This is a genomic window from Enterobacter sp. BIDMC92 (assembly GCF_001030225.1).
In the GTDB taxonomy this organism is placed as follows: Bacteria; Pseudomonadota; Gammaproteobacteria; order Enterobacterales; family Enterobacteriaceae; genus Enterobacter; species Enterobacter sichuanensis.
In genome coordinates this window covers 1928974-1955970 of record NZ_KQ087598.1, presented here as the reverse complement: position 1 = coordinate 1955970, position 26997 = coordinate 1928974, and the positions used below count along the sequence as shown (strand labels likewise).

Here is a 26997-nt window from a genome sequence, read left to right as displayed (position 1 = left end):
TTACTCTGCTTTGGGCGTTGCGTTTTCGACACGGCTTTTTAACTTCTGGCCGGGTCTGAAGGTCACCACGCGGCGGGCTGTAATGGGAATATCTTCCCCCGTCTTCGGGTTACGACCCGGACGTTGGTTTTTGTCTCGCAAATCAAAATTGCCAAAGCCGGAGAGTTTTACCTGCTCACCATTTTCCAGAGCACGACGGATCTCTTCGAAAAACAGCTCTACCAGCTCTTTAGCATCCCGTTTGCTAAGCCCAAGCTTATCAAACAGATATTCTGACATTTCAGCTTTTGTAAGCGCCATAGGTTCAATCCCTCAATGATGCCTGGAATCGCTCTTTTAATGCCTCTACACATTTGGCGACGGTAGCGGCAATCTCCTCTTCTTCGAGTGTACGGCTGGTATCCTGAAGGATAAGGCTGATAGCGAGGCTCTTGAAACCTTCTGCTACGCCCTTGCCGCGGTACACGTCAAATAAGTTTACGCCAACTACCTGATTTACGCCAACTTTCTTACATTCGGCCAAAATATCTGCTGCAGGCACATTTTCGGCGACCACAACCGCGATATCACGGCGGTTTGCCGGGAAGCGGGAGACGTCCTGAGCCTGAGGGATCACGCGGTCTGCCACCATGTTCCACTCCAGCTCAAACACGATGGTACGGCCGTTCAGGTCCAGTTTACGCTCCAGCTCAGGGTGAACAACGCCAATAAAACCAACACGTTTGTCGGCTAAATAGATGGCTGCACTCTGACCCGGATGCAGGGCCGGGATGGCTTCTGCGCGGAATTCAATTTCAGATAATTTACCGGTCAGATCGAGAATCGCTTCCAGATCGCCCTTCATATCGTAGAAATCAACCGTGCCTTTTGCCAGGTCCCAGTGCTCTTCATAGCGGTTACCGCTAATCGCACCAGCCAGCATAAGATCCTGACGGATGCCTAAATTTGCCTGATTATCCGGCACAAAGCGCAAACCGCTTTCGAAAATTCGCACGCGGTTTTGCTGGCGATTCTGGTTATAAACGACAGTGCCCAGCAGGCCGGTCCACAGAGACAGACGCATAGCCGACATTTCGCTGGAGATTGGGCTTGGCAGGATCAGGGCTTCCTGACCCGGGTGGATCAGTTGCTGCAGTTTTGGATCAACAAAGCTGTAGGTGATCACTTCCTGGTAGCCTTTGTCGTTCAGCATGGTTTTCACACGCTTCAGGGACAGGTCGGCTTCACGGTGGGTCCCCATCACCAGACCCGCCTGCACAGGCTCATCAGGGATGTTGTTGTAGCCGTACACGCGGGCCACTTCTTCCACCAGATCTTCTTCAATTTCCATGTCGAAACGCCAGGATGGCGCAACGGCTTGCCACTCGTCCTGACCTTCGGTCACTTCACAGCCCAGACGCTTCAGGATATCAGTCACCTGCGCATCAGGTACGTGGTGACCAATCAGGCGATCCAGCTTGCTGCGACGCAGGGTGATGGTCGCGCGCTTCGGCAGCGTGGCTTCGTTGGTGACATCAATCACCGGGCCCGCTTCACCGCCGCAGATGTCGATCAGCAGACGGGTGGCACGTTCCATCGCTTTGTACTGCAGCGCCGGGTCAACACCGCGCTCGTAACGGTGAGAGGCATCGGTGTGCAGGCCGTGACGGCGTGCGCGACCGGTGATAGAGAGCGGGCTGAAGAATGCACATTCCAGCAGCACGTTTTGCGTCTCATCGTTCACGCCAGAGTGTTCGCCACCGAAGATACCGCCCATCGCCAGCGCTTTGCTGTGGTCAGCAATCACCAGCGTGTCGGCGTTCAGTTTCGCTTCGCTGCCATCGAGCAGAACCAGGGTTTCACCCTCTTTCGCCATGCGCACCACAATACCGCCTTCGATACGATCTTTATCGAACGCGTGCATCGGCTGACCCAGCTCCAGCAGTACGTAGTTGGTCACGTCAACCACCGCATCGATAGAACGGATACCACAGCGACGCAGTTTCTCTTTCATCCACAGCGGGGTTGGTGCTTTCACATTGATGCCTTTCACCACACGACCGAGGTAGCGTGGGCAGGCATCCGCTGCATCAACCTGAATAGGCAGAACGTCACTGATGGTCGCTTCAACCGGGACGATCTCCGGCGCGTTCAGTTCGGTCTGGTTCAGCACGGCAACGTCGCGCGCCACGCCGATAATCCCTAAGCAATCAGCACGGTTTGGCGTGACGCTGATTTCGATGGTGTTGTCATCAAGCTTCAGATATTCGCGGATATCGGTACCGATCGGCGCATCCAGCGGCAGCTCAATGATGCCGTTGTGATCGTCGGAAATCCCCAGCTCAGAGAACGAGCACAGCATACCTTCTGACGGCTCACCGCGCAGTTTGGCAGCTTTGATTTTGAAATCGCCCGGCAGCACAGCACCGACGGTCGCCACGGCCACTTTCAGCCCCTGACGGCAGTTTGGTGCACCGCAGACGATATCCAGCAGACGGTCACCGCCCACGTTGACTTTTGTTACGCGCAGTTTGTCCGCGTTAGGGTGCTGACCGCACTCCACCACTTCACCCACGACCACGCCATTGAACGCGCCAGAAACCGGCTCAACGCCGTCCACTTCCAGACCCGCCATGGTGATCTGGTTAGAAAGCGCGTCGCTGTCCAGCGTGGTGTTAACCCATTCGCGTAACCACAGTTCACTGAATTTCATTGTTCTGTCCTGCCCTTATTTAAACTGTTTGAGGAAACGCAGATCGTTTTCGAAGAATGCACGTAAATCGGTCACGCCGTAGCGCAGCATGGTCAGACGTTCCATGCCCATACCGAACGCAAAGCCAGAGTAAACTTCCGGATCGATGCCCACGTTGCGCAGCACGTTTGGATGCACCATACCGCAGCCCAGCACTTCCAGCCATTTACCGTTTTTACCCATCACGTCCACTTCCGCAGACGGTTCAGTGAACGGGAAATAGGAAGGACGGAAACGAACCTGCAGATCTTCCTCAAAGAAGTTGTTGAGGAAATCATGCAGCGTGCCCTTCAGGTTGGTGAAGCTGATGTTTTTATCAACAATCAGGCCTTCCATCTGGTGGAACATTGGGGTGTGAGTCTGATCGTAGTCGTTACGATAGACGCGGCCCGGCGCGATAATGCGGATTGGCGGTTCCTGCTCCTTCATGGTACGGATCTGAACGCCGGAGGTCTGGGTACGCAGAAGACGGGTCGCGTCGAACCAGAAAGTGTCGTGGTCAGCACGTGCCGGATGATGGCCAGGAATGTTCAGGGCATCGAAGTTATGGTAATCATCTTCAATTTCCGGGCCAGTCGCCACGGTAAAGCCGAGCTCACCGAAGAAACTTTCAATACGATCGATAGTGCGGGTAACCGGATGCAGACCACCGTTTTCAATTCGGCGACCCGGCAGAGAAACGTCGATCGTCTCTGCGGCCAGACGCGCATTCAGCACCGCGCTTTCCAGCTCAGCCTTACGCGCGTTCAGAGCCTGCTGTACCTGCTCTTTGGCTTCGTTAATTACCGCACCTGCTGCCGGGCGTTCTTCTGCCGGCAGTTCACGCAGGGTTGTCATCTGAAGGGTCAGGTGCCCTTTTTTACCAAGATATTCGACGCGGACATTGTCTAACGCGGCAACATCTGAGGCCTGATTAATGGCGGCTGTTGCACTGGCAACCAGCTCTGCGAGATGTGACATGATTTTCCTCGTTATGTAGCGATATTTACCAGCGGCAGATACAAAAAAAGCCTCCATCAGGAGGCTTTCTGGCGCTGTTTTCCGTTTCGTCTCTCACGCGCTAGCCTCCTGATGTCAGGTGCTAAAGTAAAAGAAGAAGCGGAAAATAGCAGCATTCATGCTTGCGTTACCTTGTGTGGTAAGGAACCTAACGCCTTATTGAAAAGGGTAGCCCAAAAATTGTCAACGTTTTGATGCTGTTGAAACGAAAAGAGGGAGCCAGGCCCCCTCTCTCAACTGGCTTATGCCAGTGCTGCTTTCGCTTTTTCGACCAGAGCGGTGAACGCTACTTTGTCGAATACTGCGATGTCAGCCAGGATCTTACGGTCGATTTCAACAGAGGCTTTTTTCAGGCCGTTGATGAATTTGCTGTAAGAAATACCGTTCTGACGTGCTGCTGCGTTGATACGCGCAATCCACAGTTGACGGAACTGACGCTTACGCTGACGACGGTCACGGTAAGCGTACTGACCTGCTTTGATAACAGCCTGGAAGGCAACGCGGTATACGCGTGAACGCGCACCGTAGTAGCCTTTAGCTTGTTTCAAAATTTTCTTGTGACGTGCACGTGCAATTACACCACGTTTTACGCGAGCCATGTGTGCTCTCCTGTATCTATTCTAAGTTAAAAAAGTTAAACGAAACGACTTATGCGTACGGCAGGCACGCGATAACCAGGCCCAGATCGCCTTTAGAAACCATGGCTTTTGGACGCAGGTGACGTTTACGCTTGGTAGCTTTCTTAGTCAGAATGTGACGCAGGTTAGCGTGCTTGTGCTTAAAACCACCTTTACCGGTTTTTTTGAAGCGCTTAGCAGCACCGCGTACGGTCTTAATTTTTGGCATTTTAATAACTTCCACTTCGCATTGTTAAATAAACGAAACACAGGCGAACAAAACCTGTGAAGCTCAAAGGCTCCACAGGAAATGCTACTTGAAGGCCTACTGTTTCTTCTTAGGAGCGAGCACCATGATCATCTGGCGGCCTTCGATCTTCGTAGGGAAGGATTCGACTACTGCCAGTTCACTCAGATCGTCACGGACGCGGTTAAGCACTTCCATACCGATCTGTTGGTGGGCCATCTCACGACCGCGGAAACGCAGTGTGATCTTGGCCTTATCGCCATCTTCCAGAAAGCGAATCAGGCTGCGGAGTTTTACCTGATAATCGCCATCGTCGGTACCAGGACGGAATTTGATTTCCTTAACCTGGATAACTTTTTGCTTTTTCTTCTGTTCCTTAGAAGACTTACTCTTTTCATAAAGGAACTTGCCGTAGTCCATGATACGACAAACTGGCGGTTCGGCGTTAGGGCTGATTTCAACTAAATCTACTCCAGCTTCTTCAGCCTTTTCGATTGCTTCTCTCAGACTCACAATCCCCAGCTGCTCGCCTTCCAGACCTGTTAAGCGAACTTCCTGGGCGCGAATCTCGCCATTGATACGATTCGGACGTGCCGTTTGAACTCGTTTTCCGCCTTTAATACCTTATTCCTCCAGTTGTTGAAGACTGCGGCTGCGAATCTCTTGTTGCAGCTTCTCAATCACTTCACTTACGTCCAGGCTGCCCAGGTCTTTACCACGGCGGGTGCGAACGGCAACTTTGCCTGCTTCCACCTCTTTATCACCACAGACCAACATATACGGGACACGACGTAAAGTGTGCTCGCGGATTTTAAAGCCAATCTTCTCATTTCTCAAGTCTGCTTTTACGCGAATGCCCGCATTTTGTAGTTTCTGCGTCAATTCTTTAACGTAATCCGCCTGAGAATCGGTAATGTTCATCACCACGACCTGCACCGGCGCAAGCCAGGTTGGGAAGAAGCCAGCAAACTCTTCGGTCAGGATGCCGATGAAGCGCTCCAGAGAACCGAGAATTGCACGGTGAATCATAACCGGTACCTGACGCTCGTTGTCTTCGCCAACATAAGAGGCGCTTAAACGCTGCGGCAGGGAGAAGTCCAGCTGTACCGTTCCGCACTGCCATGCGCGATCGAGGCAGTCATACAGGGTAAATTCAATTTTCGGACCGTAGAATGCGCCCTCGCCCAGCTGATATTCAAACGGAATCCCGTTCTCTTCCAGTGCCACGGCGAGATCCGCTTCTGCGCGATCCCAGGTCTCATCGCTACCGATACGTTTTTCCGGGCGCGTTGAGAGTTTGACCACGATCTTCTCGAAGCCAAAGGTGCTGTACATATCGTAGACCATACGAATACAGGCGTTAACTTCATCACGGACCTGGTCTTCAGTACAGAAGATATGCGCATCATCCTGAGTAAAGCCACGCACGCGCATCAGACCGTGCAGAGCACCTGATGGTTCGTTACGGTGGCAGCTACCGAACTCCGCCATACGCAGCGGCAGGTCGCGGTAGGATTTCAGACCCTGGTTGAAGATCTGAACGTGGCCCGGGCAGTTCATTGGCTTGATGCAGTATTCACGGTTCTCAGACGAGGTGGTGAACATCGCATCTTTGTAGTTGTCCCAGTGGCCGGTTTTTTCCCATAGCACACGGTCCATCATGAACGGACCTTTCACTTCCTGATACTGGTACTCTTTCAGCTTGGAGCGTACGAAGGTTTCCAGTTCACGGAAGATGGTCCAGCCATCGTTATGCCAGAACACCATACCCGGCGCTTCTTCCTGCATGTGGTACAGGTCAAGCTGCTTACCGATTTTACGGTGGTCACGCTTCGCGGCCTCTTCCAGGCGCAGCAGGTACGCGTTCAGGGCTTTTTTGTCGGCCCACGCGGTACCATAAATACGCTGCAGCATCTTGTTGTTGCTGTCGCCACGCCAGTAAGCGCCTGCGATCTTCATCAGTTTGAAGTGATGGCAGAAGCGCATGTTCGGCACGTGCGGTCCACGGCACATGTCGACGTATTCTTCGTGATGGTACAAGCCAGGCTTGTCATCATGGGAGATATTTTCGTCAAGAATAGAGACTTTATAGCTCTCGCCGCGCTTCACGAAGGTTTCACGCGCTTCGTGCCAGCTGACTTTCTTCTTGATGACGTCATAGTTGGTTTCGGCGAGCTCGTGCATACGTTTTTCGAGCGCGTCGATATCTTCCTGAGTCAGGGTGTGGTCAAGGTCAACGTCGTAGTAGAAACCGTTGTCGATCACCGGACCGATCGCCATTTTGGTGTTGGGCCACAGCTGTTTGATGGCATGACCTAACAGATGCGCGCAGGAGTGACGAATGATCTCCAGACCTTCTTCGTCTTTCGCGGTGATGATGGCAAGCGTCGCATCGTTTTCGATGAGATCGGACGCGTCCACCAGTTCACCGTTAACACGGCCGGCGATAGTCGCTTTCGCGAGACCCGGACCGATATCCAGGGCAACATCCATTGGGCTTACAGCGTGATCGAAATGGCGTTGGCTGCCATCAGGAAGAGTAATTACAGGCATTTTATATCCTTATTTGCAGTGATGCCCCACACATAAGAGCATATACAAAGAAAATAATCGTGATTTGACAATAGATTACGACACCATCTGACCAACAATCGTCAAATTGGTTCGTCATCATTCACCTGCCAGAATCAGAATAATTCGGATTTACGGCAGGCTTCGTAATGGTAACACTAATCACAGGGCGTATGCATCCTCTGCTGGCAGATTGATGCGCTGGCACTTTTGCATGAATTTGCAGGTGGCCTATTCCCGGTGCTCGCATTCCTGAAATGCTGGGCTACTCTTGAACAGATCTTTAAACCCAAAGGTGCATACCATGAACGTATCCAGTAGAACGGTTGTGATATTGAACATCCTTTCAGCGACAGGTTTATTGTTGATTCTCGCCGAACGATTCCACTGGTTCTAAGCCCAACCCTACGCTGGCATAACCTGATCGATCCTGTGAAGGGGCATGTATCAGCCCTGTTTGATAGACTGTGGGTGTTAACAAACAAGGATCAGGTTATGCCAACAAAACGATTTGCCGTAAAACACTGGAAAATGGTACTGGTGCTGATTGCCATCTGCGGCGCAATGCTGCTACTTCGCTGGGCGGCGATGATTTGGGGCTAAACGTCAACAAAAGGAAAGCCAACTGGCCTGAGATGAGAAACGGGCCGACATTTTCATCGGCCCGCCATAATTACATTTTATAACCCAGTGAAACCGTGGTTCTGCGGTCGGTATGATCCGGTGCCGTTTCTGGCGGTGACGAGTTCCAGGTGACGTTGTAGGCCACTTTCAGCCCAAAGTGTTCGTTGATGGCCACGTTCAGCGCCGTCTCAGAGTTCAGCGTCGTATCGTCGGCACCAAATACAGAAACACCCTGCGTGAATTTGGTGTTGTCAGTCATCTGCCAGGCATAGGTCCCGGACGCGTAACCGAGCGGTTGGGTTTTGGTATCGCCATCGGTGTACTCGTCATAGCGCACACCTGGACCGAATTCAAAACGGAAGCTGTGTACCGGGCCGTTCAGGAACTGGCGACCATAACCGGCGGTAAACACATCGCGCTGGCGATAACCGTTGTAGCGGTCGGTTAACCAGCTTGCCTGACCAAACAGGTAGTCATAGTCGGTCATGTTGTAACGGCTACGTCCGCCTACCGCATATTTCTCGGAAGAGCGTTCGTCATTCGCGGACGTGTTGCTGGCATTTCCCCACAGCGACCAGGCGGTCGTGTTACCGTACCAGGTGAGCGTACTGTCCGCTGTCAGAGAGGAGCTTTTGGTGTTACCGGATTGTGCCAGATACCCAGCGTTCAGGTTACCTTCAAAAGGTTTTTTCGCGGTGGTGGGATCGTCCATGACAGTAAAAACGGTATCATCGGCGGCTGCGTTCATAGCTGCAAACACGCCACCCGCCAGCATCAGTGCAGCGGGAACTGTCTTTAAAAGCTTCATTTTATTAAGGAGTCCGTACAACAAAAAAAGAGACCACACGGTCCCGGAATCTTTCTTGAGGATCAATGACAAGGCGTCCAGAGAAAGGTAACAAATTATAAAAAGCCGCAAATAACATAGCAATGTTTTCTTATTTCATTTTTTGAATAAGAACGATCCCAAAAAGCGTTTTATTTTATATATCCCGCGCCTCACTTTACGTCTATATTCATATTTAAAATCATACTGTTATTTACATTGCGTTCCAGACAAAGGGTGCCAGACTAATAGGAACCCACGCTAAAAGGAGGTAATGATGGTTTCTATCTACACCCTGACGCTCTCCCCTTCCCTTGATTCCGCAACCCTGACGCCGCAGATTTACCCGGAAGGTAAGTTGCGCTGTAGCGCCCCTGTTTTTGAGCCCGGCGGCGGCGGTATCAATGTGGCGCGCGCCATTACGCACCTTGGCGGCCACGCCACGGCAATTTTTCCCATCGGCGGCGCCACTGGCGAACACCTGGTCTCTTTGCTGGCAGATGAACAGGTCGCCGTAGAGACCGTGGAGGCCAAAGACTGGACGCGGCAGAACCTGCACGTGCACGTGGAATCCAGCGGCGAGCAGTATCGCTTTGTGATGCCCGGCGCGAAGCTCAGTGATGACGAGTTTCGTCAGCTTGAAGAGAAAGTGCTGACTATAGAAAGCGGCGCACTGCTGGTGATAAGCGGCAGCCTGCCGCCCGGAATGAGTACGGATAAATTAACCGCGCTTATTCAGGCGGCGCAGCAGCGCGGTATCCGCTGCATTGTCGACAGCAGCGGCGAGGCCCTGCAGGCGGCACTCGTGCCGGGCAATCTGGAGCTGGTCAAACCGAACCAGAAAGAGCTCAGCGCGCTGGTCAACCGTGAGTTGACGCAACCGGATGATGTTCGCACCGCCGCACAGGAGCTGGTACGCAGCGGCAAAGCACGACGCGTTGTGGTCTCTCTGGGCCCTCAGGGGGCACTGGCCGTCGATGAAACGTCGGCCGTTCAGGTTGTCCCACCGCCAATGAAAAGCCAGAGTACGGTTGGCGCCGGGGATAGCATGGTTGGCGCGATGACGCTGAAACTGGCGCAAGGCGCGTCTCTGCTGGAAATGGCGCGTTACGGTGTGGCGGCGGGTAGCGCCGCAACCATCAACCAGGGCACGCGTCTATGTTCGCTGGCCGATACGCAAAAAATCGTCGATTACCTGTCCCGAGATTAACGCCCGTTCCCCTTCATCGTTATGGAGGGGAATGTCATCTCTTAGTCGCCAAACGCAAACTATCGACTATGCTAAGAAAACTTCCATGATAACAATGAGGTGAATTATGAGCAGTGGTGACATCACCCGCTACGTCGTAACCGTCAACCTTCATGAAGCCTCGTTGACGGAGCTGAATGAGCTCAACAACGCCTTCACCCGGGCCAATTTTCTCCTCACGCTCACGGATGACGAGGGCAATATTCACGATTTAGGCACCCTGGCATTTGGTCTCATTTCTGCGCTGACTAAAGAAGAAGTGCATGCGCTGGCCGCCAGTCTGGTGGAAAGTGTGACCGACAAACCCACCGAGATTGACGTCGATACCTGGGAAAGCTGGCAGAAAAAAGAACAATAAGTGCCCTGCATGAATTTAAACCGCTCAGGTGTGCGTTAGTTCGTATTTTTTTACCGCAATAATGCGCTAACTTTATGATCTGGCAGACAACATGGGAGAGACATCATGTGGCAGGCTATCAGTCATCTTTTAAGTGAGCAACTGGGTGAAGGTGAAATCGAACTGCGTAACGAACTGCCAGGCGGAGAGATCCACGCCGCGTGGCATTTACGCTACGCAGGCCGCGATCTCTTCGTAAAATGCGATGAACGTGAGCTTCTTCCAATATTTACCGCCGAAGCCGACCAGCTGGAGCTGTTGTCCCGCAGCAAAACGGTGACAGTTCCGCAGGTCCTGGCCGTGGGTAGCGACCGCGACTACAGCTTTCTGGTGATGGAATATCTTCCTGCCCGTCCGCTGGATGCCCATAACGCCTTCATTCTCGGCCAGCAGTTAGCGCGACTTCATCAATGGAGCGACCAGCCGCAGTTTGGTCTCGATTTCGACAACGATCTCTCCACCACGCCTCAGCCCAACGCCTGGCAGCGCCGCTGGTCGACGTTTTTTGCCGAGCAACGCATTGGCTGGCAGCTTGAGCTGGCCGCTGAGAAAGGGCTGGAATTTGGCAATATTGATGCCATCGTCGAACACGTTCAGCAGCGTCTGGCCTCCCACCAGCCGCAGGCGTCTCTGCTGCACGGTGATTTATGGTCCGATAACTGCGCGTTGGGTCCCAACGGCCCCTATATCTACGACCCGGCCTGTTACTGGGGTGACAGAGAGTGCGATCTGGCCATGCTGCCGCTGCATCCTGAGCAGCCGCCGCAAATATACGACGGGTACCAGTCCGTTTCCCCCCTGCCGCACGGTTTCCTCGATCGTCAACCGGTATATCAGCTGTATACGCTGATGAACCGCGCCATCCTCTTTGGTGGCGAACACCTTGTTAACGCCCAGCGGGCGCTCGAGCGCATGCTTGCCGCCTGACAACAAAACGGGTGGCCTGAACGCCACCCTTATCGCTTACAGAAAACCAAGCAGTGAGAAGAAGAAATACCCCGCCACAATGACGATCGCAGGAAGGATATAGAGCGGGAAGATCTGCAGAAAAATGGAGTGACGCGGAACCACAATCCGGGACTCAATCTGTTCCCGGGTCATCCCTTCCGGGCCTTTGGCCTGCTCGAGAATCATCTGGTCTTCAACCCCTTCACGAAGAAAACGCGTCTGACGGCTCATCCGTGCGCCGGAGGCCTGCAACGCCATGGCGATAAAGATCAGCGCATAGATAATCCAGAACCCAATATTGAGCTGCTGATGAAAGTCCGGCGTGGGGGAGTTGAACCAGAAGACATTCAGAAATGGCGTGTTAAAACGCATCATCTCAATCATGACATGCGCAAAATCAAGCATGACCGCATTAATACCCGGCTGTTTTTCGCTGTGATCGTACATGAACTTGAGCACAGAAATCAGCGTAGAAATAACGGCAGGAATAAAAATCACCCAGCCAGCAACCCGTTTTAAGACCGCAATGCGTCCAGCTTGTTGATACGTCATCAGTTCCTCTTCATAAAGACGCGTTATTTGTGCCTAAGTCTACCTGCTGGTCATCAATTTCGCCCGCTCTTTAAAAGCAATATGCTAAATTGCAGAGTGTGCTTAGCACGTATCGTCTGTCGAACACCCTGGATAAGGAGACGTTGTGATGTCGACACCGCGCCAAATTCTTGCCGCAATTTTTGACATGGATGGATTACTGATCGATTCCGAGCCGTTGTGGGATCGCGCTGAACTGGACGTCATGGCCAGTCTGGGCGTTGATATCAACCGCCGTAATGAACTTCCTGATACGCTGGGTCTACGCATCGACATGGTGGTGGACCTGTGGTTTGCCCAACAGCCGTGGGTGGGCCCCGACCGTGATGAAGTGACCGCACGTATTATCAGTCGCGCGATTTCCCTCGTGGAAGAGAACAGGCCGTTGCTGCCCGGCGTACGTGATGCCGTTGCGCTGTGCAAGGCTCAGGGGCTGAAGGTCGGCCTGGCCTCCGCCTCCCCGCTGCACATGCTGGAAAAAGTGCTCACCATGTTTGAGCTGCGCGACAGTTTCGACGCCCTGGCGTCCGCTGAAAAATTGCCTTACAGCAAGCCGCATCCTCAGGTCTATCTGGTCTGCGCCGCGAAACTGGGCCTGGATCCCCTTAACTGTGTCGCGCTGGAAGATTCCGTTAACGGTATGGTGGCGTCCAAAGCCGCGCGGATGCGCTCCATTGTGGTGCCCGCTGAAGAGGGCCGTCACGATCCCCGGTTTGCCCTGGCCGATGTGAAGCTCACGTCGCTGACAGAGCTCACGGCGCGACACCTGCTGGGCGGTTAACCCTTACCACCGGTTTGTGACAAACAGTTACACCGTCACCTCTTCCGCCTACTGTATAAAAACCCTATACTGTATGAATTGACAGTTTCGTGGGTTTTATCATGACGGCGGAAGGCCACCTGCTTTTTTCTATTGCGTGTGCAGTATTTGCCAAAAATGCTGAACTCACCCCCGTGCTGGCACAGGGGGACTGGTGGCATATTGTCCCTTCCGCCGTCTTAACCTGTCTGCTGCCCGACATCGACCACCCGAAATCCTTCCTCGGGCAACGTCTGAAGTGGGTGTCAAAACCCATCGCCCGCGCGTTCGGCCACCGGGGATTTACCCACAGTCTGCTGGCCGTATTTGGCCTGCTGACGCTGTTCTATTTAAAAGTGCCCGACAGCTGGATAGTGCCTGCGGATGCCATTCAGGGCATGGTGCTGGGTTATCTGAGCCATATTCTCGCCGATATGCTGACGCCTGCGGGCGTGCCGCTGCTGTGGCCCTGCCGCTGGCGTTTTCGTTTTCCCATCCTTGTTCCACAGAAAGGTAACCAGCTTGAGCGCGCATTGTGCATGGCGCTATTTGCTTACGCCGTCTGGATGCCGCAAACATTGCCCGAAAACAGTGCAGTCCGCTGGTCGTCCCAGATGATTAATTCGCTGCAATTTCAGTTCAATCGTTTTATTCATCACCAGATTGAACAGTAAACCGACAAAATCATCCCATTTGTCATAACCCATTCCATTTGGATATAAGCGCTACATCACACTTCTGCTAACCTTCCGCCAACAGGATCGGTAAAAACCGGCCCGATAATAAATCAGGAGAACGGGGATGAATTTTCCACTCATCGCGAACGTCGTTGTGTTCGTTGTATTGCTATTGCTTCTCGCGCAGACGCGCCACAAACAGTGGAGCCTGGCGAAGAAAGTACTGGTCGGTCTGGCCATGGGTGTCGTATTTGGTCTGGCATTACAGGCGATTTATGGCTCCGAGAATCCAGTTCTGAAAGATTCTATTCAGTGGTTCAACATTGTCGGTAACGGCTATGTTCAGCTGCTGCAGATGATCGTTATGCCGCTGGTGTTCGCCTCTATTCTGAGCGCCGTTGCGCGCCTGCATAACGCCACTCAACTGGGCAAAATCAGTTTCCTGACCATCGGTACGCTGCTGTTTACCACGCTGATTGCCGCGCTGGTGGGTGTGCTGGTGACCAACCTGTTTGGCCTGACGGCCGAAGGTCTGGTTCAGGGCAGTGCTGAAACGGCGCGTCTGACCGCGATTCAGACCAACTACGTAGGTAAAGTGGCTGACCTGACCGTGCCGCAAATGGTGCTTTCCTTCATTCCGAAGAACCCGTTTGCTGACCTGACCGGCGCGAACCCAACCTCCATCATCAGCGTGGTGATTTTCGCCGCGTTCCTGGGCGTGGCGGCGCTGAAGCTGCTGAAAGACGACGCGCCAAAAGGCGAGCGCGTGCTGACCGCCATCGATACCCTGCAAAGCTGGGTAATGAAGCTGGTACGTCTGGTGATGCAGTTAACCCCTTATGGCGTGCTGGCGCTGATGACCAAAGTGGTCGCCGGCTCTAACCTGCAGGACATTATCAAGCTGGGAAGTTTCGTCGTCGCCTCTTACCTGGGTCTGGGCATCATGTTCGTGGTGCACGGTATCCTGCTGGGTGTAAACGGCGTCAGCCCGCTGAAATACTTCCGTAAAGTCTGGCCAGTGCTGACCTTTGCCTTCACCAGCCGTTCCAGCGCCGCGTCTATTCCACTGAACGTGGAAGCGCAGACCCGTCGTCTGGGCGTGCCTGAGTCTATCGCCAGCTTCTCGGCCTCGTTTGGTGCAACCATTGGTCAGAACGGTTGCGCAGGCCTCTACCCGGCAATGCTGGCGGTGATGGTCGCGCCAACGGTGGGGATTAACCCGCTGGATCCGGTCTGGATCGCCACGCTGGTCGGGATTGTGACCGTGAGCTCCGCAGGCGTTGCGGGCGTTGGCGGCGGCGCAACTTTCGCCGCGCTGATTGTTCTGCCAGCGCTGGGCCTGCCGGTTACGCTGGTCGCCCTGCTGATCTCCGTTGAACCGCTGATCGACATGGGCCGTACCGCGCTGAATGTCAGCGGCTCGATGACCGCCGGTACGCTGACCAGCCAGTGGCTGAAGCAAACTGACAAAGCGATTCTGGAAAGTGAAGACGACGCCGAGCTGGCGCACCGTTAATCACTGTAGAAATAAAAAAACCGCCTGATGGCGGTTTTTTTATGACTGTTATTCTTCAACCTCTTCATCCTGGCGTATCTGCATCGCCCACCGCTGCGCGGACTCCGGCACCGTAAACACGGGGGAACGACGGAAGTGCTCACCGATCAGCACAAAGGCCACGTATTTACCCCGCAGTTGCCAGACATCGCGAAACCCCTCCACTTTCAGGGCATGGTCAGGCGGCGCGGGCTCAACGCGGGGCACATAGCTAATAACCTGGCGGTTTTGTTGACGAAGAGGTTTCATAAGCGACGGATTCACTAAAACAAATTCTTGAAGCAGGAAAATTCTATGATAGCCGATCCTGCCCCCACGCGTCGCGCCTTGCGTGTGGTTGAGCGTGCCTTTTACGCAGTCAGTATCTGAAAACTCTTAGTTCACCTGCCCTTTCCCTACATTGTTCTATAGTTAACAGGGTTTTTTAGGAATGAATAAAGGAGAAGCGTGCAATGTCGAACAAAGATAAAACACATCAATCACCCATTCATGGCACCGAAGAATCGCAACCTGGGATGGACTCCCTTGCCCCTGAAGATGGCTCTCATCGCCCTTCCCCTGGCCCGTCCGCCCCAGGCGAGCAGCCTACCGCGCCGGGCAGTCTGAAATCACCGGACACCGGCAATGAGAAGCTGAAATCCCTCGATCCTCATCGCAAAGGCGGAGAAGGCTATGCGCTGACCACCAACCAAGGGGTGCGCATCGCTGACGACCAGAACTCCCTGCGCGCCGGGTCCCGCGGGCCAACCCTGCTGGAAGATTTTATCCTGCGGGAAAAAATTACCCACTTTGACCACGAACGCATACCGGAGCGCATCGTCCACGCGCGCGGCTCCGCTGCGCACGGCTACTTCCAGCCCTACAAGAGCCTGAAAGCGATCACCAAAGCGGACTTCCTCTCCGACCCGGACAAAATAACGCCGGTGTTTGTGCGTTTCTCCACCGTTCAGGGCGGTGCGGGCTCGGCGGATACAGTGCGTGATATCCGCGGCTTCGCCACCAAGTTTTATACCGAAGAGGGTATTTTCGATCTGGTGGGTAACAACACCCCGGTGTTTTTCATTCAGGATGCGCATAAATTTCCTGACTTTGTCCATGCGGTAAAACCGGAGCCCCACTGGGCCATACCGCAGGGACAAAGTGCGCACGACACCTTCTGGGACTATGTCTCTCTGCAGCCTGAAACCTTGCACAACGTGATGTGGGCGATGTCAGACCGCGGGATCCCCCGCAGTTACCGCACCATGGAGGGGTTTGGCATTCACACCTTCCGGATGATCAACGCCGAGGGGAAAGCCACGTTTGTCCGTTTCCACTGGAAACCAGTGGCGGGTAAAGCCTCGCTGGTGTGGGATGAGGCGCAGAAGCTGACCGGGCGAGATCCGGACTTCCATCGCCGGGAGCTGTGGGAGGCCATTGAAGCCGGTGACTTCCCGGAATACGAACTGGGCCTGCAGCTGATCCCGGAAGAGGACGAATTTAAGTTCGATTTCGATCTCCTGGACCCGACAAAACTGATCCCGGAGGAGCTGGTGCCGGTTCAGCTGGTGGGTAAAATGGTGCTCAACCGCAACCCGGATAACTTCTTTGCCGAAAACGAACAGGCCGCCTTCCACCCTGGGCATATCGTGCCGGGGCTGGATTTCACCAACGATCCGCTGTTACAGGGACGCCTGTTCTCGTATACCGATACGCAGATCAGCCGCCTTGGCGGGCCGAACTTCCACGAGATCCCGATCAACCGCCCCACCTGCCCGTATCACAACTTCCAGCGCGACGGGATGCACCGTCAGGATATTGATACCAACCCGGCCAACTATGAGCCGAACTCCATCAACGATAACTGGCCGCGTGAAACCCCTCCGGCCCCAAAACGTGGTGGATTCGAATCGTATCAGGAGCGGATCGATGGCAATAAAATTCGCGAGCGCAGCCCGTCGTTCGGCGAGTATTACGCCCACCCACGCCTGTTCTGGAACAGCCAGACGCCGATTGAACAGCAGCATATTATCGGCGGCTTTAGCTTCGAACTGAGCAAAGTGGTGCGCACGTATATTCGCGAGCGCGTAGTCGACCAGCTGGCGCATATTGATATTCAGCTAGCCCAGAGCGTGGCGGATAACCTTGGTATCACGCTGACTGATGAGCAGCGCAATCTTGCGCCGCCGAAAGAGGTTAACGGCATCAAGAAAGATCCGTCGCTGAGCCTGTACGCGGTGCCTGGGGGGTCGATCAAAGGCCGCGTGGTGGCAATCCTGCTGAACGACAAAACCCGCGCCAGCGACGTACTGGGGATCATGCAGGCGCTGAAAACCAAAGGCGTACACGCCAAACTGCTTTATTCGCGCATGGGTGAAGTGACCGCTGATGACGGCTCCGTGCTGCCGGTGGCGGCAACCTTTGCCGGTGCACCGTCGCTGACGGTGGACGCGGTGATTGTGCCGGGCGGGGATATAACCAGCCTGCTGACCAACGGTGACGCCGTCTATTATCTGCTCGAAGCCTATAAGCACCTGAAACCGATCGCCCTTTCCGGCGATGCGCGACAGTTTAAAGCGCCGTTGAAGGTGGCCGAGCAAGGTGAGGACGGCATTGTCGAGGGAGATAACGTTGACGACGCGTTTATGACGAAGCTGTTTGATCTGCTCGCCGCGCACCGCGTATGGTCGCGCAGCAGCAAGATCGATCAGATTCCGGCGTAAAAAAAGCCGGGTGGCGCTTGCGCTTACCCGGCCTACATTCGATTGGTTTTGTAGGCCCGGTAAGGCGAAGCCGCCACCGGGCTTTATTTCAAAGATCCCCGAACGTCCCCAACCGATATCCGCGCTCGGCAATCGCGTACTTGAGCGATGGCGACGTCAACACATCCAGCTCCGCCAGGCGCGGCCAGCAGTAGGCGCTCTTACGCACGATGTTATCGACAAAGGCGGGATGCGCCATCACCTCCAGCGACCGTTCACCCCGTGCGGCGGAATCATCCAGCACCTTCAGGAACAGCGCCTCGTCGATCGCATCGCCGTAGAACGCGCTGCTGAACCCCTCGGTTGTGGCCACGGCGTACGCCGGCAGCCCGCGCACGTCGCGATCCACGCGCATGGCGACGCCCTTACGCTGCGCAAATTCCGCAACCAGAGGGAAAATCGCCGGGATCATATGCACATGGTGATGGCTGTCGATATGCGTCGGCTCATGACCAAAGAGGTCTACAAAACGGTTGAACTGACAGTCCAGCTCGCGGGCAATCTCTTCAAGCGGCAGCGCGTCTTCCGCCATCTCCCAAATCCATTTCCCCAACTGTCCGTCGCGCGTCAGGCCCGGCATCGCTGAAAGCGGCATGCCCAGGGTCAGCACAAAGTGCATGCCCACGCCCAGGTCAGGCACCTCGCGGCTCAGCTGCGCCGCATGCTCAATCGCTTCTCCATTCACCAGCGCCGTCGTCGAGGTGACTACCCCCCGACGACAGGCTTCAACAATGCCGTAGTTCTGCCCTTTCGACAGGCCAAAATCATCAGCATTGACGATCAGCAGGTTTTCCATCGCACATCCTCTTAACGGTGTTGGAACTTGAGCTTCTCTACCGTGGCGGCAAAGTTTGGCAGCCATTTTTCGTGGGCCAGGATCATCTCCGTCGCCAGCACTTCTGCGTCGCGGTCGGAATGCACCAGCGGGCTGAGGTTCAGCGCCAGAAGCACGTCGTTCAGCTCACCGCTCAGCGCCGCGTTGCTGGCCGCCACCTCGAACCCTTTGATGGTGTGAATGAGCCCCATCACCTTCTCATCAAAGTGGGTAATACGCGGATGAGGTTTCGCGCCATCGCGGCCGAGGATGCAGGTCATCTCCACGGCCCAGTCGGCCGGGATATTGTCGATATGGCCATGGTGCGGCACATTGACGTAGTGCTCGGCCTGCTTGTCGTTGTAAATGGCGTTGATCACTTCACACGCCGCATCGGAGTAGTAAGCCCCTCCGCGCTGCTCCAGCTCTTTTGGTTTGACGTTCAGGTTCGGATCTTTATACAAATCAAACAGCTGCTTCTCAACTTTCTGCACGATCTGAGCCCGTGCGCCGCCCTTATAGTACTCGCCCATTTCAATGGCCAGCATCTCTTTCTGCTTGAAGTAGTAGAGCAGGTAGGAGCACGGCAGCAGATTCAGGGAACGGATCAGCCCTTCACTGAACGGCAGGTCGAAGATATTTTTCACGGATGCGGCGGTCAGACGTCCCGACGCCACGCCGTCGAGCAGTTCGGCAAAGCGCGATTTTCCGTTCACGATGACATCTTTGATGAACACCATGTGATTCAGGCCGAACAGATCGATGGAGAGATCGTCGCTGTCAGTCAGCGCCAGCACGTCGCGGATAAACATCTTCATGCCAATCGGAATGTTACAGACGCCGATAAAGCGTTTGAAATTCGTATGCCGATAGACCGCCTCGGTCACCATACCAGCCGGGTTGGTGAAGTTAATCACCCACGCGTTCGGGCAGATCTCCTGCACGTCTTTGACGATGTCGAAAATGACCGGGATGGTACGCAGACCTTTAAACAGGCCGCCCGCGCCATTGGTCTCCTGCCCCAGATAACCGTGGCTCAGGGGAATACGCTCGTCCAGCTCGCGCGCTTTCAGCTGGCCCACGCGCAGCTGGGTGGTAACGAAATCCGCATCTTTCAGCGCCAGACGGCGATCGAGCGTTTTGTGTACGGTTAAGGGCACACCGGCTTTCGCCACCATGCGCTGACACAGGTCAAAAATGATATCCAGTTTTTCCTGCCCTTCCTCAACGTCAACCAGCCATAATTCGCTGACCGGTAATTCGTGATACCGTTTCAGAAAACCTTCAAGTAATTCCGGGGTATAGCTGCTGCCGCCACCAATGGTTACGACTTTCAATTTCTTCTGCATAATATCTCCCTTAGCGTATCAGGTTAATCGCCTGCAAGGTATAGCGTACTCTTCCCGCTATTTGGGCAAGCCATTAAAGCAATATTTGTGGCGGGCAAACCGCCAAACGTTAATTAATTACCGTCAGGTTCTTCCGGTAACTATTTGGTGTGAATGAGGTCAATTTCTTAAACGTTTTAATAAACAGGCTGGGACTGCTGTACCCGGACTCATAGGCAATATCCGTGACAGAATAGTTGGTAATTTCCAGCTGTTTTTTGGCAAAGTTAATGCGGATTTCATTAATAATTTGCACCGGCGTTTTACGATAATAGCGCTGGGTCGCACGGGTCAGATATTCCTGGGATTTCCCTGACAGTGAAACCATATTTTCCAGCGCATTTTCGCTGAACTGGCCTTTATCGTGCATCAGCTCAACGGTGCTGCGCAGCCACTGTGGAATATCATCCGTCACCTGCTGCTCTTCACGGTGATGGCGCAGCCGGTTCATCACGTAGAAGGTCACCGTTTCAATAAACTCATCGAACTCATTGTCGCGGAAGTTGAGCGAGGCAATCACCGTTTCAATCCAGGTCATGAACTCGTTTTTGACGCGATAGACCTGTGATGCCACAAAACAGAACGGCACCAGCGGCAGATAGTGCTTCTCAAAGAAGCGTCTGCTGACACCCACGTTCAGAATGCGGGTGGCGCCAAATTCGTAAAAGCTCTGGTGATGTGAGCCCATCGGCAGAAAGACAAAATCTCCGCGCTCAAGCAGAACGCGCTTACCGTTGATCTCCTGATAGTAGCGGCCGGTCAGAACAATCGTGAACTCGTAGTAGTCATGCTGGTGCAGACCACTCGCGCTCTCCGTCTTGTTGTAGATAACCACGTGAAAATTCTTGCCATTAAACAGTTGCTGCTCAAGTGCGGTTTTAATTTCCATCGTGCTGACCTCCTGCTACTCAGTCTGACTTACTGCATCTTCTCGTGAAGCTCAATTAACTCCGCCACCAGCTCGCGCGCCAGCATCGAGGTCATCAGGTGATCCTGGGCGTGTACCAGCACCAGACTGACCTTCATCTTCCCTTCGCCCTGGTCGCCTTCAATCAGCTTCGTCTGCACCAGGTGCGCTTCATTGAGCGCGGTACGGGACTGTTCCATCATGGTTTTCGCGGCGGCGAAATCCCCCTGCTTAGCCTGCTTGAGCGCGGCATACGCCAGGCTGCGTGCCTGACCGGAGTTGATGATAAGGCCCATCACCACTTCTTCGAGGTCATTCTCTGCGCTTTCTTCTGCAACGATACTGTCCAAATCTAACATCTTTAAGCTCCTTTTCGCTGGCGCGGGTTGCCCCGCGCCGTGCAATTTTAGAATTTCAGTGCGAGGGCGATATCCTCTTCGCTCTCTTCTTCATCAATAACGGTTGCGGCTTTGTTGGCGATGGCCACGAACGGCATGTAGAGCAGCGTTGCAATCCCGAGGTTGAATATCGCCAGCAGGAAGGCGGCGACGCTACCGTTGGTGTTGAAGAACGCCCCCAGACCCGCCGGCATGGTCCACGGCGCAATGTTGGTAATCGGTGGGATAATGCCCAGGTAATACGCGGTCAGGGTGATCCCCGCCAGCAGCGGCTGAACCAGGATGAAGGGAATGAACATCACCGGGTTCATGATGATTGGCAGACCAAACAGGATCGGTTCGTTAATCTGGAAGATACCTGACGGCAGTGCCAGCTTCGCCACCTGACGATGGTCTGCGCGACGAGAGACAATAAAGACCGCGATGATCAGACCCAGCGTCGCCCCGGTCCCCCCCAGGAAGATATAGGAGTCCAGCATCGGCTTCGCCCACACATGGAAGGTTTTACCGGCCGCCAGCGCCGCGTCAACGGAGCCGTACTGCTGATAAAGTGCAACGTTTTCCAGTGCCCATGGGGTCATGATACCGCTGTCCAGCGCGGCCAGTGCCAGTGAACCATGCACGCCGAAGAACCACAGCAGGGAGGTGAAAATCACGTACGCCCAACCGACCACACCACCCATCGACGCCAGCGGCGTAGAGATAGAGTCCATGATGATCTGGTGGAAGTTTGTGCCCCAGTGAGAGAGCGCCCAGGCAATAATCCCCATGATGGAGAGAATAATGAAGCCTGGAATCAACGCGGAAAATGAACGGGAAACGGACGCCGGCACGCTATCCGGCAGGCGAATCACCCAGTTGCGACGGATAATAAAGGTAAACATCTCTGCCACCACCAGACCGATAACAATACCGGAGATGATGTTGGCCCCACCCAGCCAGTTGGCGCCCACCGCATAGGCTTCACCGACGCTGTAGGGGGTGACGGTCATAAAGGCGGCAACGGATAATAACCCGGCGGCCAGCGGATCCACTTTCCGCTCTTCTGCCAGTGCCATCCCGATAAAGAAAGGCGCCATCAGCGACATAATACCCAACGTACCGTTGTATACGTTACCGCCAATGGCTTTAAAACCATTAAGGGTTTCAATTGTTGATGCGTCTAAGCGAATTCCTAATGAATAAAAGAAGGAACCTTCACCAAAGCTCAGAAAAACGTTGTTAATTAAAACGAACATTGCCCCGGCCAGCGTCAATGGCATTAATTTAATAAAGCCGTTTTTGATGGCGTTAACGTGAGGCTGCTTTCCTATTTTAACAGCAAAAGGAAGGAGTACCTTTTCAAGTGAAGCGATGACTTTACTCATAGGAAAATACCCTTAAATGCCGCAACGACTGTTACGGCGTATTGTGTGTGAAATAACTCTTTGACGGGAAAAATAAAAATTAATTAGCCGCTTTTTTAATGGCTGCCACAGCAGCTTTAAGTACACCTAAACCATCAATCTTGCCGTACAGCCCCGAGTCGATCACTTCGACCGGTTTATTGGGTAACAGACGTTGTATTTCTGGCAGCATGTAGGCAATTTGCGGCCCGAGTAAAACAACATCCGCAGTCTGCCCCTTTTCACCCGCCAGCGTTTCCGGGAACGCTTCGATCACCACAGGCACTTCATACTTTTCAGCCTGCGCACGCATCTTTGACACCAGAAGCGAGGTTGACATGCCCGCTGAGCAGAACAGGTAGATATGTTTCTTTTCCATCGTTATTTCCCTCTTGTATGACTACCTGCCGTCTCGCTATCACTCGACTCGCTCTCCTGGCTGACAGGTAGTGTGCTGACTGTTGTTTATCGTTGGAGTGAGTATACGTAATGGTACAGAGGGGGGATAATTCTGGACAGGCCTAAATTGTCTCTCATTGACCTGGCTTGTTGACTACCTTCACATTTCGGGCAAATAATTCGCGCAAAGAAATAAGATTTACGTATGGATAAAAAAACCGGCCGATGGGCCGGTTTGTTAACATCCTCAGAGCAGCAAGGTTACTGCGCCTTAGGTGCCTGCGGATCGGTGTCATATTCTGCACAGGTCTGATACCCGGAGTTGATGACATGGCCGGTATCGTCCAGGGCGACAAAGTAGGTTTCTGCCTTACCATCACGTTGACCCAGGATATAGGTCTGACAGGTACCACGCGCGTGGATCATCGTCACTTCTGAAGACGGCTTACCGGCAATCGCAGCCACCTGCGAACGCGTCATGCCTTTTTTGACATCTTTCACCACGGGCTGTGTGAACTGATCTTTGGTGCGATCGTACGCCGTACACCCTGCCAGCATAGTCAGTACCGCCGCTGCGCTAAGAATTCCTGCTACGTTCTTGTTCATATTCCGTCCTCTTGTTTATCAGCGTGTTATCTAAGCATGGGATAAAAAGTACTATTGTTCAACTTTGTGAGTTACGCCAGACGAATTTAGGAAAATTCTAATAAAACAACGATAACCTGCTAAAACGGCGCAAATTAACGCACTCGAAACTGTGATCCTTGTCGTTTTCCGTCCAAAGGGTTAGTTTTAACAGTTAACACATTCTGTTTATGGAGAGCGTGATGACTCTGCAACAAGAGATTATCCAGGCGCTGGGCGCGAAGCCCGCGATAGATGCAAATGAAGAGATCCGCCGCAGCGTGGATTTTTTAAAAGCGTATTTAAAGACCAACTCTTTCCTGAAATCTCTGGTGCTGGGCATCAGCGGCGGCCAGGATTCCACGCTGACCGGTAAGCTATGCCAGATGGCGATTTCAGAGCTGCGCGAGGAGACGGGAGATGAAAGCCTGCAGTTTATCGCCGTGCGCCTTCCGTATGGCGTACAGGCAGATGAACAGGATTGTCAGGATGCCATCGCCTTTATTCAGCCTGACCGCGTACTGACGGTGAATATCAAAGGATCGGTGCTGGCGAGCGAGCAGGCTCTGCGCGAAGCGGGCATTGAGCTGAGCGATTTTGTTCGCGGCAACGAAAAAGCCCGTGAGCGCATGAAAGCGCAGTACAGCATCGCCGGGATGACCAAAGGCGTCGTGGTCGGCACCGACCATGCAGCCGAAGCGATCACCGGTTTCTTCACAAAATACGGCGACGGCGGCACCGACATTAACCCGATCTTCCGGCTGAACAAGCGTCAGGGTAAGCAGCTGCTTGCCGCGCTGGGCTGCCCGGAGCATCTGTACAAGAAAGCGCCGACAGCGGATCTGGAGGACGATCGTCCTTCCCTGCCGGATGAAGCGGCTCTGGGCGTGACCTATGACAATATCGATGATTATCTTGAAGGCAAAACGCTGGATGAAGGTACCGCCAAAATCATTGAAGGCTGGTATCTGAAAACCGAACACAAGCGTCGCCCACCGATTACGGTGTTTGACGATTTCTGGAAGAAATAAAAACAAAACGGTAACCCAGGTTACCGTTTTTAGTGTTTACACCCTCTCCCGTGGGAGAGGGTTGGGGTGAGGGCATCAGGCCGCACATCCTGGCCGGGTAAGGCGCAGCCGCCACCCGGCTCTTTTTTAACCAAACCGCCTCTGTTACACTGTATACCTGAACAGTATATGGAGTGGTATGTGAGCAGGCGTCAATCCGCCCCGCGTCTTGAATTTGAAGCGGCGGCTATCTACGAATATCCCGAGCACCTTCGTCCCTGGCTTGAAGCGCTGCCTAAGCTGCCGGGCGTGTATATCTTTCACGGTGAAAGCGACACCCTGCCGCTCTATATCGGCAAAAGCGTGAATATTCGCAGCCGGGTGTTATCCCATCTGCGTACGCCGGACGAGGCCGCCATGCTGCGCCAGTCGCGTCGCATATCCTGGTTCGAGACGGCGGGAGAAATGGGCGCGCTGTTACTGGAAGCCAGACTTATCAAAGAACAACAGCCGCTGTTTAACAAGCGCCTGCGCCGCAATCGTCAGCTCTGCTCCCTGCAAATAACCGCCGGCAAGCCGCAGGTTGTCTACGCGCGCGAGGTCGATTTTTCTCATGCCCCGAATCTTTACGGCCTGTTTGCGAATAAACGTGCCGCGCTCCAGGCGCTGCAAACCCTGGCGGATGAACTGCAGCTTTGCTACAGCCTTTTGGGTCTCGAGGCAACCACCCGCGAACGGGCCTGTTTCCGGTCCGCACTTAAGCGCTGCGCAGGCGCCTGCTGCGGGAAAGAGAGTGTCGACGCGCATCACGCCCGGCTCCTCGCCGGCCTGGCGACCATCAGCGTTAACTGCTGGCCCTGGGAAGGCGCCGTTGCGCTAAAAGAGGTGGGTGAAGCCATAACCCAGTACCACATTGTCAACAACTGGTTCTGGCTGGGCGCCGTCGACGATATCAACGACGCGGCAACCCTGTTACGCACACCCGCCGGATTTGACCACGATGGCTATAAAATTCTCTGTAAACCCGTCTTAGCCGGTAAGTTTGAGGTCATTGAACTCAATGGCCTGGCAGCCACGTAATTTCACTGAACAAAAGGGTGCCCTGAGGCTCCAGCAGACGCAGAGTATGGGTACCCTCCTCCCAACTGGCGCCCTGATCGGCCGTCAGCAATTTATCCCCCAACTGCCACGCCCCGCTTAAGACAAAGACCACGCCCCCGCGTGTGCCAAAGGTGGTAAAGGTACGGTCGGCCACGCGCACCTTAGCCCGACAACAGTCGCGACGGGTCATAATGTTGAAGTCCATCGCCATCCGCCCATCGGACAGGAGCGCCTTGACCGGCAGATCGCCGGCAAAACTGTAAGGCTGATGGTGCTTGAGGGTATGGAAGAACGCCTGACCGGCATCGAGCGTCACCTCCCCTCCTTCCAGCAAGGTAATCACCCGATCGACGCCGGGGAATGAGGAGAATTCGCCGTTGCTGGCGATAGTCGCGATACTGGCACGCCAGTGAAAATCACGCGTTGCGGGTGGGAAACAACAAATCTCACGCGTTTCGCCAGCACCATTGCGCCAGAGGCTGACCGGCATCTTACGGATATCAAAGAACTCCATCACCACTCCTGAATGGCACAACCCGTGCCAGGGCAAGGATATTGCTATCGTTGCTGTCTTGTTTGTTATCGTTGGGTATTCACAGACACAGTATCGGCAGCAGAGCGGGCAAGCCTTAGCGCAACGTCAATAAATTTACTAACGTCATGACTCTACAAACATTCTCTGAAGCGACTACAGGAGAATACCGCGCTGGCGGCGGCAGGCAAGAGGGCAGGAAAGAAAAACCGCCGGTCCTGTCCACAGCGATTGCGCTTTTGTGGACAGGATCCCGGCGGTCTTAAGAGTGTGAACCGATTATTCGGTTGGTGCTGGCATTTTACCTTCCATCGCCGGACGTTCTGTCAGACGCTTCTCAAAATTCGCATTAAATTGTTTTTTCTGTTCCGGCGTCAGAATGTTGTAGATCTTATTCTGGGTTTCCATGTGAGCCAGCATGCGGGCTTTATGCTGCTCGGCCATTTTGTCGATCTGCGCTTCAGCTTTCGCCTTATCGAAGCTGTCGCTGGCGATGATGTCATGCATCGCACGACGCTCTTCAAGCGGCGGACGTTTCATCTGATCGCGCTGACTTTTCATGATGTCGCGGATCTGCTGCTTCTGCGCATCTGTCAGGTTCAGGTCCTTAAACATCATCATCTCGTGCATACCCGGCTTGCCTTTATGATGCATCATCATTTTGCCTTCAGCAGGCGCGGCAGGGGTGGTTGCGGTATCTGCGGCGAACGCCATGCTGGTAGCGCCCAGAGCCAGGGTAGAAGCAACAAACAGTGCAGTAAACTTACGCATAATTTATTTCCTTTCTTTCAGTTATTCTTCGGCGCTATGCCGTGTTGACGAGATTAACTTTACGGGGTTTATCGTCAATTAGTCAGAGCAACGGTA

The 26997-nt window shown here is 53.9% G+C and carries 31 protein-coding genes and 1 other annotated feature; of the genes, 11 read left to right on the top strand and 20 right to left on the bottom strand.

Annotated elements, in window-relative coordinates; translation table 11 throughout:
• The 8 genes from ihfA to thrS form a co-directional block, all read right to left on the bottom strand.
• Entirely contained in the window at nt 1–300 is a 300-nt protein-coding gene (gene ihfA / locus SP99_RS09060; protein ID WP_003857805.1) for an integration host factor subunit alpha, read from the bottom strand.
• 4 nt (nt 301–304) lie between these two features.
• A complete protein-coding gene (gene pheT / locus SP99_RS09055; RefSeq protein ID WP_047958333.1) occupies nt 305–2692 on the bottom strand; it encodes a phenylalanine--tRNA ligase subunit beta in 2388 nt (795 codons plus the stop codon).
• 15 nt (nt 2693–2707) lie between these two features.
• Nucleotides 2708–3691, bottom strand: coding sequence for a phenylalanine--tRNA ligase subunit alpha (gene pheS, locus SP99_RS09050; RefSeq protein WP_003857809.1), 984 nt, complete (start codon nt 3689–3691; stop codon nt 2708–2710).
• Nucleotides 3692–3731: 40 nt separating this feature from the next.
• Nucleotides 3732–3855 (bottom strand) — a sequence feature (Phe leader region).
• Entirely contained in the window at nt 3806–3850 is a 45-nt protein-coding gene (gene pheM, locus SP99_RS24575; protein ID WP_001386830.1) for a pheST operon leader peptide PheM, read from the bottom strand. (Overlaps the previous feature by 45 nt.)
• 117 nt (nt 3856–3972) lie before the next feature.
• Nucleotides 3973–4329: a 50S ribosomal protein L20 gene (gene rplT / locus SP99_RS09045; protein ID WP_000124850.1), complete on the bottom strand. Its 357-nt coding sequence runs from the start codon at nt 4327–4329 to the stop codon at nt 3973–3975.
• 49 nt (nt 4330–4378) lie between these two features.
• A complete protein-coding gene (rpmI, locus tag SP99_RS09040) occupies nt 4379–4576 on the bottom strand; it encodes a 50S ribosomal protein L35 (protein ID WP_001124225.1) in 198 nt (65 codons plus the stop codon).
• Nucleotides 4577–4672: 96 nt separating this feature from the next.
• Complete coding sequence (infC, locus tag SP99_RS23100) at nt 4673–5215, bottom strand: translation initiation factor IF-3 (protein WP_023616141.1); 543 nt, start codon at nt 5213–5215, stop codon at nt 4673–4675.
• Between the two features lie 3 nt (nt 5216–5218).
• Complete coding sequence (gene thrS, locus SP99_RS09030) at nt 5219–7147, bottom strand: threonine--tRNA ligase (protein ID WP_025757343.1); 1929 nt, start codon at nt 7145–7147, stop codon at nt 5219–5221.
• A 322-nt stretch (nt 7148–7469) separates the two neighbouring features.
• Between thrS and yncL the strand changes: the two genes are divergently transcribed.
• Nucleotides 7470–7562 (top strand): stress response membrane protein YncL, encoded by a 93-nt coding sequence (gene yncL / locus SP99_RS23680; protein WP_021241082.1) that lies wholly within the window; start codon nt 7470–7472, stop codon nt 7560–7562.
• A 98-nt stretch (nt 7563–7660) separates the two neighbouring features.
• Nucleotides 7661–7768, top strand: a complete 108-nt coding sequence (yniD, locus tag SP99_RS24570) for a small membrane protein YniD (protein WP_008500658.1) — start codon at nt 7661–7663, stop codon at nt 7766–7768.
• A gap of 70 nt (nt 7769–7838) precedes the next feature.
• Here the strand turns inward: yniD and SP99_RS09025 are convergent, their stop codons facing one another.
• Complete coding sequence (locus SP99_RS09025; RefSeq protein WP_025757344.1) at nt 7839–8597, bottom strand: DUF481 domain-containing protein; 759 nt, start codon at nt 8595–8597, stop codon at nt 7839–7841.
• Between the two features lie 295 nt (nt 8598–8892).
• Here SP99_RS09025 and pfkB point away from each other — a divergent pair, with 295 nt between their 5' ends.
• The 3 genes from pfkB (at nt 8893) to SP99_RS09010 (ending at nt 11188) form a co-directional block, all read left to right on the top strand.
• On the top strand, nt 8893–9825 hold the full coding sequence (gene pfkB, locus SP99_RS09020) for a 6-phosphofructokinase II (RefSeq protein ID WP_047958331.1): 933 nt from the start codon (nt 8893–8895) through the stop codon (nt 9823–9825).
• A 106-nt stretch (nt 9826–9931) separates the two neighbouring features.
• Nucleotides 9932–10222, top strand: a complete 291-nt coding sequence (gene ghoS / locus SP99_RS09015; protein ID WP_047958330.1) for a type V toxin-antitoxin system endoribonuclease antitoxin GhoS — start codon at nt 9932–9934, stop codon at nt 10220–10222.
• Nucleotides 10223–10327: 105 nt separating this feature from the next.
• A complete protein-coding gene (locus SP99_RS09010) occupies nt 10328–11188 on the top strand; it encodes a fructosamine kinase family protein (protein WP_025757347.1) in 861 nt (286 codons plus the stop codon).
• Nucleotides 11189–11224: 36 nt separating this feature from the next.
• On the opposite strand, the gene SP99_RS09005 is transcribed toward SP99_RS09010, so the two are convergent.
• Nucleotides 11225–11761, bottom strand: a complete 537-nt coding sequence (locus tag SP99_RS09005) for a YniB family protein (protein ID WP_025757348.1) — start codon at nt 11759–11761, stop codon at nt 11225–11227.
• Between the two features lie 148 nt (nt 11762–11909).
• Between SP99_RS09005 and hxpB the strand changes: the two genes are divergently transcribed.
• The 3 genes from hxpB to tcyP all read left to right on the top strand — a co-directional run bounded on the left by hxpB (nt 11910) and on the right by tcyP (nt 14792).
• Nucleotides 11910–12581, top strand: a complete 672-nt coding sequence (gene hxpB / locus SP99_RS09000; protein WP_047958329.1) for a hexitol phosphatase HxpB — start codon at nt 11910–11912, stop codon at nt 12579–12581.
• Nucleotides 12582–12682: 101 nt separating this feature from the next.
• Complete coding sequence (locus tag SP99_RS08995; RefSeq protein WP_047958328.1) at nt 12683–13273, top strand: metal-dependent hydrolase; 591 nt, start codon at nt 12683–12685, stop codon at nt 13271–13273.
• A gap of 127 nt (nt 13274–13400) precedes the next feature.
• On the top strand, nt 13401–14792 hold the full coding sequence (tcyP, locus tag SP99_RS08990; RefSeq protein ID WP_047958327.1) for a cystine/sulfocysteine:cation symporter: 1392 nt from the start codon (nt 13401–13403) through the stop codon (nt 14790–14792).
• 48 nt (nt 14793–14840) lie between these two features.
• Here tcyP and cedA read toward each other — a convergent pair whose 3' ends face one another.
• On the bottom strand, nt 14841–15080 hold the full coding sequence (gene cedA, locus SP99_RS08985; RefSeq protein ID WP_025757352.1) for a cell division activator CedA: 240 nt from the start codon (nt 15078–15080) through the stop codon (nt 14841–14843).
• Nucleotides 15081–15283: 203 nt separating this feature from the next.
• Between cedA and katE the strand changes: the two genes are divergently transcribed.
• On the top strand, nt 15284–17533 hold the full coding sequence (gene katE / locus SP99_RS08980; protein ID WP_047958326.1) for a catalase HPII: 2250 nt from the start codon (nt 15284–15286) through the stop codon (nt 17531–17533).
• 88 nt (nt 17534–17621) lie between these two features.
• On the opposite strand, the gene chbG is transcribed toward katE, so the two are convergent.
• The 7 genes from chbG to osmE all read right to left on the bottom strand — a co-directional run bounded on the left by chbG (nt 17622) and on the right by osmE (nt 23469).
• Nucleotides 17622–18368, bottom strand: coding sequence for a chitin disaccharide deacetylase (gene chbG / locus SP99_RS08975; RefSeq protein ID WP_047958325.1), 747 nt, complete (start codon nt 18366–18368; stop codon nt 17622–17624).
• Nucleotides 18369–18379: 11 nt separating this feature from the next.
• Nucleotides 18380–19735, bottom strand: coding sequence for a 6-phospho-beta-glucosidase (locus SP99_RS08970; protein ID WP_047958324.1), 1356 nt, complete (start codon nt 19733–19735; stop codon nt 18380–18382).
• 109 nt (nt 19736–19844) lie between these two features.
• On the bottom strand, nt 19845–20663 hold the full coding sequence (gene chbR, locus SP99_RS08965; RefSeq protein ID WP_025757356.1) for a transcriptional regulator ChbR: 819 nt from the start codon (nt 20661–20663) through the stop codon (nt 19845–19847).
• Between the two features lie 29 nt (nt 20664–20692).
• Nucleotides 20693–21040 carry a PTS N,N'-diacetylchitobiose transporter subunit IIA gene (chbA, locus tag SP99_RS08960; protein WP_047958323.1) on the bottom strand — a complete coding sequence of 116 codons (348 nt, stop codon included), beginning with the start codon at nt 21038–21040 and terminating at the stop codon, nt 20693–20695.
• 47 nt (nt 21041–21087) lie between these two features.
• Complete coding sequence (gene chbC / locus SP99_RS08955) at nt 21088–22446, bottom strand: PTS N,N'-diacetylchitobiose transporter subunit IIC (protein WP_025757358.1); 1359 nt, start codon at nt 22444–22446, stop codon at nt 21088–21090.
• Nucleotides 22447–22525: 79 nt separating this feature from the next.
• Nucleotides 22526–22843, bottom strand: a complete 318-nt coding sequence (gene chbB / locus SP99_RS08950; RefSeq protein WP_008500676.1) for a PTS N,N'-diacetylchitobiose transporter subunit IIB — start codon at nt 22841–22843, stop codon at nt 22526–22528.
• 281 nt (nt 22844–23124) lie between these two features.
• Nucleotides 23125–23469, bottom strand: a complete 345-nt coding sequence (osmE, locus tag SP99_RS08945; protein WP_003857836.1) for an osmotically-inducible lipoprotein OsmE — start codon at nt 23467–23469, stop codon at nt 23125–23127.
• A 221-nt stretch (nt 23470–23690) separates the two neighbouring features.
• Between osmE and nadE the strand changes: the two genes are divergently transcribed.
• Both nadE and cho read left to right on the top strand, forming a co-directional pair.
• Nucleotides 23691–24518 carry an ammonia-dependent NAD(+) synthetase gene (nadE, locus tag SP99_RS08940; RefSeq protein ID WP_025757359.1) on the top strand — a complete coding sequence of 276 codons (828 nt, stop codon included), beginning with the start codon at nt 23691–23693 and terminating at the stop codon, nt 24516–24518.
• A gap of 180 nt (nt 24519–24698) precedes the next feature.
• Nucleotides 24699–25577 carry an excinuclease Cho gene (cho, locus tag SP99_RS08935; RefSeq protein WP_047958322.1) on the top strand — a complete coding sequence of 293 codons (879 nt, stop codon included), beginning with the start codon at nt 24699–24701 and terminating at the stop codon, nt 25575–25577.
• On the opposite strand, the gene ves is transcribed toward cho, so the two are convergent.
• Both ves and spy read right to left on the bottom strand, forming a co-directional pair.
• On the bottom strand, nt 25555–26112 hold the full coding sequence (ves, locus tag SP99_RS08930; protein WP_025757361.1) for an environmental stress-induced protein Ves: 558 nt from the start codon (nt 26110–26112) through the stop codon (nt 25555–25557). The two genes, cho and ves, sit on opposite strands and share 23 nt — an antisense overlap.
• A gap of 297 nt (nt 26113–26409) precedes the next feature.
• Nucleotides 26410–26901, bottom strand: coding sequence for an ATP-independent periplasmic protein-refolding chaperone Spy (gene spy, locus SP99_RS08925; RefSeq protein WP_047958321.1), 492 nt, complete (start codon nt 26899–26901; stop codon nt 26410–26412).
• Between the last annotated feature and the right edge of the window lie 96 nt (nt 26902–26997).

Bases quoted from the DNA above. Each gene is read 5' to 3' on its own strand.
- ves (WP_025757361.1), bottom strand. From the start codon at position 26,112: ATGGAGTTCTTTGATATCCGTAAGATGCCGGTCAGCCTCTGGCGCAAT.
- thrS (WP_025757343.1), bottom strand. From the start codon at position 7,147: ATGCCTGTAATTACTCTTCCTGATGGCAGCCAACGCCATTTCGATCAC.
- yncL (WP_021241082.1), top strand. From the start codon at position 7,470: ATGAACGTATCCAGTAGAACGGTTGTGATATTGAACATCCTTTCAGCG.
- pfkB (WP_047958331.1), top strand. From the start codon at position 8,893: ATGGTTTCTATCTACACCCTGACGCTCTCCCCTTCCCTTGATTCCGCA.
- nadE (WP_025757359.1), top strand. From the start codon at position 23,691: ATGACTCTGCAACAAGAGATTATCCAGGCGCTGGGCGCGAAGCCCGCG.
- ihfA (WP_003857805.1), bottom strand. From the start codon at position 300: ATGGCGCTTACAAAAGCTGAAATGTCAGAATATCTGTTTGATAAGCTT.
- chbR (WP_025757356.1), bottom strand. From the start codon at position 20,663: ATGGAAATTAAAACCGCACTTGAGCAGCAACTGTTTAATGGCAAGAAT.
- hxpB (WP_047958329.1), top strand. From the start codon at position 11,910: ATGTCGACACCGCGCCAAATTCTTGCCGCAATTTTTGACATGGATGGA.
- tcyP (WP_047958327.1), top strand. From the start codon at position 13,401: ATGAATTTTCCACTCATCGCGAACGTCGTTGTGTTCGTTGTATTGCTA.
- chbG (WP_047958325.1), bottom strand. From the start codon at position 18,368: ATGGAAAACCTGCTGATCGTCAATGCTGATGATTTTGGCCTGTCGAAA.
- rplT (WP_000124850.1), bottom strand. From the start codon at position 4,329: ATGGCTCGCGTAAAACGTGGTGTAATTGCACGTGCACGTCACAAGAAA.
- chbC (WP_025757358.1), bottom strand. From the start codon at position 22,446: ATGAGTAAAGTCATCGCTTCACTTGAAAAGGTACTCCTTCCTTTTGCT.
- chbB (WP_008500676.1), bottom strand. From the start codon at position 22,843: ATGGAAAAGAAACATATCTACCTGTTCTGCTCAGCGGGCATGTCAACC.
- osmE (WP_003857836.1), bottom strand. From the start codon at position 23,469: ATGAACAAGAACGTAGCAGGAATTCTTAGCGCAGCGGCGGTACTGACT.
- SP99_RS09010 (WP_025757347.1), top strand. From the start codon at position 10,328: ATGTGGCAGGCTATCAGTCATCTTTTAAGTGAGCAACTGGGTGAAGGT.
- chbA (WP_047958323.1), bottom strand. From the start codon at position 21,040: ATGTTAGATTTGGACAGTATCGTTGCAGAAGAAAGCGCAGAGAATGAC.
- cedA (WP_025757352.1), bottom strand. From the start codon at position 15,080: ATGAAACCTCTTCGTCAACAAAACCGCCAGGTTATTAGCTATGTGCCC.
- SP99_RS08970 (WP_047958324.1), bottom strand. From the start codon at position 19,735: ATGCAGAAGAAATTGAAAGTCGTAACCATTGGTGGCGGCAGCAGCTAT.
- SP99_RS08995 (WP_047958328.1), top strand. From the start codon at position 12,683: ATGACGGCGGAAGGCCACCTGCTTTTTTCTATTGCGTGTGCAGTATTT.
- SP99_RS09025 (WP_025757344.1), bottom strand. From the start codon at position 8,597: ATGAAGCTTTTAAAGACAGTTCCCGCTGCACTGATGCTGGCGGGTGGC.
- pheS (WP_003857809.1), bottom strand. From the start codon at position 3,691: ATGTCACATCTCGCAGAGCTGGTTGCCAGTGCAACAGCCGCCATTAAT.
- rpmI (WP_001124225.1), bottom strand. From the start codon at position 4,576: ATGCCAAAAATTAAGACCGTACGCGGTGCTGCTAAGCGCTTCAAAAAA.
- pheT (WP_047958333.1), bottom strand. From the start codon at position 2,692: ATGAAATTCAGTGAACTGTGGTTACGCGAATGGGTTAACACCACGCTG.
- SP99_RS09005 (WP_025757348.1), bottom strand. From the start codon at position 11,761: ATGACGTATCAACAAGCTGGACGCATTGCGGTCTTAAAACGGGTTGCT.
- katE (WP_047958326.1), top strand. From the start codon at position 15,284: ATGTCGAACAAAGATAAAACACATCAATCACCCATTCATGGCACCGAA.
- ghoS (WP_047958330.1), top strand. From the start codon at position 9,932: ATGAGCAGTGGTGACATCACCCGCTACGTCGTAACCGTCAACCTTCAT.
- spy (WP_047958321.1), bottom strand. From the start codon at position 26,901: ATGCGTAAGTTTACTGCACTGTTTGTTGCTTCTACCCTGGCTCTGGGC.
- yniD (WP_008500658.1), top strand. From the start codon at position 7,661: ATGCCAACAAAACGATTTGCCGTAAAACACTGGAAAATGGTACTGGTG.